Below are 250 nucleotides of genomic sequence, written 5' to 3'. Positions count from 1 at the left end.
CCAATGAAAATGGTTTAAAGAAAATGCAAAATATTTTCAGAGCTGCCATAAAGTACGAGATCACCAACCTGCTTTTTATTATAAATTACAGTGAGTTGAACAGGATCGTGTAGGAACCATTTGTCGAGCAAATCTTGCAAAAAAGAGGTGTATTCAATGGTTTTACTACTTTCTGCAAGCAACTGCTTTTGAGCGTCATAAACATGGATGCTGCGGATGGCATGACTTGTGGTGTAATCGGAAAGAATTT

At 37.2% G+C, this 250-nt stretch carries 1 protein-coding gene; it reads right to left on the bottom strand.

From position 1 onward, the window contains the following. Window positions 1-14: 14 nt before the first annotated feature. On the bottom strand, window positions 15-250 hold a 236-nt coding region (locus tag AC2Q9J_RS18305), incomplete at its 5' end, for a hypothetical protein (protein WP_499042148.1).

It is taken from the genome of Planococcus sp. RAB007_Raresut (assembly GCF_057369535.1).
The sequence above is the reverse complement of the archived record's forward strand: the minus strand, read 5'-3'. Positions and strand labels throughout refer to the sequence as shown.